This is a genomic window from Ferroglobus sp., assembly GCF_015521575.1.
Lineage (GTDB): Archaea > Halobacteriota > Archaeoglobi > Archaeoglobales > Archaeoglobaceae > Ferroglobus.
This window is the reverse complement of the sequence record NZ_WANY01000042.1, coordinates 1-6,281: the sequence shown is the minus strand read 5'-3', so window position 1 is coordinate 6,281 and position 6,281 is coordinate 1. Positions and strand designations below refer to the sequence as shown.

Below are 6,281 nucleotides of genomic sequence, written 5' to 3'. Positions count from 1 at the left end.
CTATGAAGGCGGTCATAGATACCAATGTCCTCATCTACGACACTTTTGAAGACAGCATTTACCACTTGCAGGCAAGAAAGCTACTCGATGAGCTTGAGCAGTGGTACATTCCGGTAATAGTCATCCACGAGTACGTATGGGCGTTGAAATCACTTAAAATTTCCTCCGAAGATGTCTTCTACAAGGTGGAGGAGATTCTAAATCACCACAAATCCAGGTTGCTCGAAAGCACAGAATACGACATTTTATCTGCACTTGATACCGTGGTTAAGGAAAACTTGAGTCTGTCAAGATACAACGATAAGGTGATTCTCTCAGCAGCAGTAAGAAACAGAATGAGCATTGCCACATTTGACGAAAAGCTGAGAAAACAGGCTCTCTCTTCTGGAATCGATGTTCTACCAGATAATTTGGTTCCTCCAACTCCCTAAAACCAGTTTTACTCCAACTTGTAAGGCAGGCCCGCTCTTGAATCTGAAGGAGGTGTAGAACTCGTTCTGAGAAAGCTTAATTTCGACGAGAGAGTGAGTGTAAAAAATTAATGTAAGTGGAATGCACACAGTTTACCATGGTCAAAACAATAACTGTAGCGGATTAAGGGAAACAGGAGCTTTTCAGAGGTCATAAAGAAGCTTTTAAAAGCGAGAAAGGGAAATTCGGACATTCTCGTAAAGATATTTGGTGTGCTAAGCGAGGAAGAAACTGAGGTGGCAAAGAAGAAAATCAAAGAAGTCGAGAAGGAGTTTGAAAGATAGCAGTCCTCGATACAAATGTAATAATCGAAATAGCCAGAGGAAACAGAGAAGTTTTGAATACAGTCTTGGTGGAGAACGATTACTTCTACATCACATCTATAATCGTTCGAAATAAAAGTTGGCGCGCCGAAAATAGTAGAACTAAACCTCATGAGTTCTTTGGAGTGTCTGAGCTTTGACAGAAAATCAGCTGATTTGGCAGCGGAACTCTACAGGATGCTGAAAAAGGATGGGAGAATGATTAGTTTGAAAGACTTGTATATCGGCGCAATCTGTCTCAGCAATAAAGAGAAGCTAATTACAATGGATTCAGACTTCGAGGTTTTGCGTGACTTCGGTCTTGAAGTCTCGATCATTAAACAGTAATCGGCTGTTTTTCGGGTAGTTACGGAAATTATATACCACAATTTTAGTCAAAGCTTTGTCTTTTTCGGCTAATCTGAAAAACCATTTAAATTTTCATTCAAGCTGGAGACAATCCATCTCAAATCACGTAGCTTATCGAATTCAGCTTTAAACTCTTTTAAAAACTCTTTTAAATCTTTCCGTGTGGAGTTGTTATTGATTCTCCGACCCTCTACTACTTTGCTGAACGTCCACAGCTTTGCTCGTTCAAAATTTTCGATTAATCGGATTTTATTGGCTCGCCGAAGCTGTTTAGGAAGACTTCCTCCTTGGAAAAGGGATGCGCCATCAAAACCCCACCACTGTTATATATTTCCTCGTTTCGGCTTAATGTGGGTGTTCGAAATGCCGTTGCTGAGGGAAGAAGACAGAGAATACCTCAGAAAGGAGTTCGAGAAAATTTTAAAGGATAAAGTAAAGGTTCTCGGATTTGTTAAGGGCGAGGACTGCAAGTACTGTAAGGAAACTAAGGAACTGCTTGAAGAAGTAGCATCCCTCTCCGACAAAATCGAACTCGTTTTTCCCGAAAGTGGGGAAGAGTACGGAATAGAAGAAGTTCCTGTTGTGGTCGTTCAGGACGAAGAAGGAGAGCTTGGAACGAGAGTGAGGTTCCTCGGGATTCCTTCGGGATACGAATTCACAAGCTTGGTGAAGGACATAATGTATGTTTCAACAAAAACCCTTGAAATATCCGAGTCAACGATTGAAGAGCTGCAGAGTATTGAGAATGAAATTCTGATTGAAGTTTACGTAACTCCAAGCTGTCCTTACTGTCCGAGAGCGGTTTTACTTGCCCATCAATTTGCGATGGTTAGCGAGAAAATAACCGGGGTTATGGTTGAATCCTACGAGTTTCCGGCAAAGGCTGATGAGTGGAACGTCATGAGCGTTCCTCATACTGTGGTGAAGAATATAGAGAAAGGGAGTGTTGGGGAGTTCATAGGAGCCTATCCGGAAAGCTACTTGCTTAAAGTCGTCAAGGACGTTGATGCTGGAAAGGACGTTAAGCTCAGCTGAAAGAGTAAACTTCTTTCATTTTCTCAGTTTTTACTAAATATTTCTCTTCATCCATAGCTATTATCCTCGCAGCATGTTCCGCCAAAGCTTTGTAAAATTCGCAGTAGTAGGACTTGTTAAACATGCTTCCACTCTCCGAATATATCTCAGCCGGACAGGGTGAGCCGCAGAGATGCTTAGCCCAGCAGTCAGCGCATTCTGGAATTTTCTCAACGATTCTTTCAATCATCTCTGGAAACGGGTTTTTTGGATCAATTTTCTCAACATTCTTTCTAAATTCGTTAAATCCGAGAAATTCTCCGCAAGGATAAACTCCGTCAGGAGCGAGACAGACGAAGAGTCTACCTCCCCCGCACGGTGAGATGTCGCACTGCAGAACCCTCGAAGTTGGTGCGATAAATCCAAGGACGACGTTTGCGAAATCACCTATCACTATTCTCCTCCCCTCCTTCGTAAGCTCTATGGACCTTTCAACGGCTTTAATATACTCTTCGGCGAGCTTAATCGGATTCTCTCTTAGTTCTCTCGCTTTTTCCGTCGTTCCTCTCACGGGATTCATGAGGGCTACGCTAACGTAATCCGAGAGGAATTCAACCATTTCCGCAAGATACGGAGCGTTAATTTTTGTAATCGTAGTAATAGCAATTCTCGAGCAATCGTAATCTGATAGGATTTTTAGAGCTGCTACAGCTTTTTCAAAGTGTCCTTTTCCTCTCAAAACGTCGTTAACCTCCTTTTTCGGTGCGTCTAAGGATACGCCAACGTTAAATTCGTTTTCAGCAAAGAAATTTAGATCCCTTTCAGTAACATCAATGCAGTTCGTTTGAATTCCGAATTCCAAATCGAAGGTTTCAGCCACCTCGAAAATAATCTCTCTCGCTAAGATCGGCTCGGCTCCGTGGAAAATGACGTTCTCAACGTTGTTGAATTTTTCGAGAGCCTCCTCTATCTGCTTAATGCTTAGAACGCTCTTTTTCTTCCTTCTGCTTCTCGGAATGTAGCAGTAAGGACAGTTCGCATTGCAATCGTCGATTACGTTGAGGTAGAGCGTTCTCACGTCCACAGTAAACCTGAACTCGTTCAGCTTAGCGAGAAGCTCTTCAGCAACCTTTTCCCTCAAACTTTCAAAATCCTTTCCCTCTTCGTAGACAGCCCAGAAAAGGGAATCCGGATCTAAAACGAAGTTCTTTCCGTCGAATTTCCAGAACTTCATTTCATCACCTCAAAAATTAAAAGGGAGAGTTTTTGCTTACGACGTAGTGGGTTAGTCCTCCCTCCGCTTTGCACTCAAGTTTGTAGGACTTCATCGAGGATAAAATTAGTTGTAGAGTATTTTAGTGGAACGTTTTTATTACGTACGTATTACAACAAGGGATGCTTTCTAACCCTGCTCAGAATTGAGCCGTACTTCCCTAAGATTGAGTTAGCTACGATCTCAAGTTCGACTTCCCTCGTTCCTTCGTATATTTCGAGAACCCTCACGTCTCGGTACATCCTCGAAATTGTTGAAGAGACGAAACCATGCCCACCGAAAATCTGCAGAGCTTCTGTTACGACTTTTTGAGCGACTTTGGCTGTGTAGTACTTAGCCATAGCCGTCAATCCTGGGTCTGACTTGCGGTTTTTGTCGTAGTATAAGGCTGCTTGGTAAGCCAAAAGCCTTGCAGCCTCGATTTCAGTTCTCATCTTCGCAAGCTTTTCTCTCGTCACCTGAAAGTCAACGAGCTTTCTTTCGAAGAGTTCTCTATTTTTCGCATATTCTAAAGCGAGCTCAAAAGCCCCTTGGGCTATTCCTACAGCCTGAAAAGCAACGTGAATTCTCGTCACGTTGAAGAATTCCACGGCTTGGTAAAACCCCTTCTCCCTCTCACCAACTAAATTTTCTTTTGGAACTTTAACGTTTTTAAAGAAAACTTCAGCTGTGTCGCTCGCTCTAATTCCAAGTTTGTCCCTCATCTTTTTCGCTTCGAGCCCTTCAGCACCTCTTTCAACGATGAAAACGCTCAAACCGTGGTGTCTTTTCTCCCCTCTGTCAGTTCTTGCGAGAACGACGTAGAAATCTGCTATACTTCCGTTTGTAATGAATATCTTGTTTCCGTTTATGACGAAGTAGCTGTTTTCCTCTCTGGCGGTCGTTTTTATTCCAGCCAAATCGCTTCCCGATTGGGGCTCTGTGAAACATGCGCAGCTTATTGCTTCACCCTTAGCTAAAGGGGGTAGGTACTTCTCCTTCTGATCTTCTCTTCCGAAGAGAAGTATCATTTCCGAGCCGAAGGTTGATGATAGAATCAAACCCAATCCGGCATCTACCCTCCAGAATTCTTCAACTGCCAAGCAGTATTCCGTAATTCCGTATCCAGCTCCACCGTACTCTTCGGGAAAGAACAACCCGATAAATCCGAGCTTCGCAGCTTTCTTCCAGAGCTCGAAGGGAAACTCTTCTCTTTTATCGTACTCCTCAGCATACTTCGGAAACTCCTTCTCGGCAAATTCCCTCGCAGCCTCTTTTATCTCCTTCTGCTCTTCTGTAAGTATTTCCTCAGCCAGCATTTTTCCACTCCCTTTCCCTCAAAATTCTCCTCAATATTTTCCCTACTGGTGATTTGGGAAGCTCGTCAACGAACTCAACTTTTTTAGGGACTTTAAACGGAGCGAGCTTTCTTTTGCAATGTTCCATTATCTCTTCAGCGGAAACCTTCCCTTTAAATTCCTCCTTCAAAACGATAAATGCTTTCGGAACTTCTCCCTTGATTTCATCTGGAGAGGAAACGACGGCGCATTCCAAAACTGCTGGATGTTCGTAAATAACGTTTTCAACCTCATCGGGCCAGACTTTGTAACCGGCGACGTTGATCAAGTCCTTCACCCTGTCCACGTAATAGAATAACCCGTTTTCGTCCATGTATCCCAAATCGCCGGTGCGAAGCCAACCGTCTTTTAAAGCCTCTTCGGTCTCTTTAGGCTTGTTCCAGTAGCCTTTCATGATTTGCGGACCCTTTGCTACGAGTTCTCCAACCTCTCCCGGTGGTAGCTCTCTCCCCGTGTCGAGGTCAACCACCTTGACTACCGTGTCTGGCATTGGAACTCCTATCAAGTGATCTCCGCTCATTCCGAGTGGTGTGCATGTTAGACAGGGTGAAGCTTCCGTCAGCCCCCAAGCTTCTATGATTTCCGCTTTAGTAACCTCCTTCCACCTCCTTCTAACCTCCGGCGGAAGAGGTGCTGCAGCGCTGAAGCATGTCCTCATCTTTGAGAAATCGGCATTCCTTATTTCTGGATGGTTGAGCAAAGCTATGTAAATTGTCGGTACTCCGTAGAATATCGTCGGCTTGTACTTGTTCACGTTTTCAATAACATCCTTTGGCTCGAACCTCTCCATAAGAACGATCGTTCCGGCTGTATAAATCATCGTGTTCATGCACCAGTTCATTCCGTAGATGTGGGAGAGGGGGAGAAAGATTATCGAAACTTCCTTTCCCTCTTCGAACTCGAACCACAGCGCCTCCATTACTTGAATCACAAGGAGGTTATAGTGTGTGAGCATTGCTCCCTTTGGTTTGCCTGTAGTCCCTCCAGTGTACTGCAAAACGGCTAAGTCCTCCTTTGGGTTTATTTTTACTCCCGGATCCTCTGCTGGCTGATCTTTGAGCAGCTCTGAAAACTTCCCGGAAGTAAAGCCGTTGAGGGCCTCGGATCTGCTCGTGGATATGATCTCTTCCACTTCCGTACTTTCTCTAACGTTTTCAACTACTTCCCTCATATCGTCGAGAGTTACAACAACCTTTGCTTGAGAGTCGGAAAGAATGTACTGTACTTCTTTCTCCTTGTACAAAGCGTTACAAGCCACAACGACTCCTCCAGCTGCTAACGCTCCGTAGTAAGCTATGACGAATTGAGGAAGATTCGGAAGGTACAAAGCCACTCTGTCACCTTTTTTAATTCCGAACGAAAGCAGAAAATTTGCGAATTTATTCGAAAGCTCAAGAAGCTTTTCGTAAGTGTAAGGGATGTCTTTGTAAACAACGGCGTAATTTTCTGGGAACTTTTTAGCTGAAATCTTTAGATTCTCGAAGAGGTTTCTCTCCGGATACTCAAGGCTTTTCG

Annotated in this window: 8 protein-coding genes; 4 read left to right on the top strand and 4 right to left on the bottom strand. The window is 43.8% G+C overall.

What is annotated here, in order from left to right; translation table 11 throughout:
* The 4 genes from F7C14_RS01740 to F7C14_RS01725 all read left to right on the top strand — a co-directional run.
* Positions 1–431 (top strand): PIN domain-containing protein (locus F7C14_RS01740; RefSeq protein WP_290899273.1); only part of this gene is annotated, 431 nt, incomplete at its 5' end.
* 162 nt (positions 432–593) lie between these two features.
* Positions 594–755, top strand: coding sequence for an antitoxin VapB family protein (locus F7C14_RS01735; RefSeq protein ID WP_367114314.1), 162 nt, complete (start codon positions 594–596; stop codon positions 753–755).
* A 150-nt stretch (positions 756–905) separates the two neighbouring features.
* Positions 906–1,121, top strand: coding sequence for a type II toxin-antitoxin system VapC family toxin (locus F7C14_RS01730; protein WP_290899271.1), 216 nt, complete (start codon positions 906–908; stop codon positions 1,119–1,121).
* 384 nt (positions 1,122–1,505) lie between these two features.
* Complete coding sequence (locus F7C14_RS01725) at positions 1,506–2,177, top strand: thioredoxin family protein (RefSeq protein WP_290899269.1); 672 nt, start codon at positions 1,506–1,508, stop codon at positions 2,175–2,177.
* On the opposite strand, the gene cbpB is transcribed toward F7C14_RS01725, so the two are convergent.
* From cbpB to F7C14_RS01710, 4 genes are all read right to left on the bottom strand, one after another.
* Positions 2,170–3,390 (bottom strand): peptide-modifying radical SAM enzyme CbpB, encoded by a 1,221-nt coding sequence (gene cbpB / locus F7C14_RS01720; RefSeq protein WP_290899266.1) that lies wholly within the window; start codon positions 3,388–3,390, stop codon positions 2,170–2,172. The genes F7C14_RS01725 and cbpB overlap by 8 nt on opposite strands.
* A 16-nt stretch (positions 3,391–3,406) precedes the next feature.
* On the bottom strand, positions 3,407–3,484 hold the full coding sequence (gene cbpA / locus F7C14_RS11085; RefSeq protein WP_367114313.1) for a modified peptide precursor CbpA: 78 nt from the start codon (positions 3,482–3,484) through the stop codon (positions 3,407–3,409).
* A gap of 55 nt (positions 3,485–3,539) precedes the next feature.
* Positions 3,540–4,727, bottom strand: coding sequence for an acyl-CoA dehydrogenase family protein (locus F7C14_RS01715; RefSeq protein ID WP_290899264.1), 1,188 nt, complete (start codon positions 4,725–4,727; stop codon positions 3,540–3,542).
* On the bottom strand, positions 4,717–6,281 hold a 1,565-nt coding region (locus F7C14_RS01710), incomplete at its 5' end, for a long-chain fatty acid--CoA ligase (protein WP_290899260.1). The genes F7C14_RS01710 and F7C14_RS01715, both read right to left, overlap by 11 nt.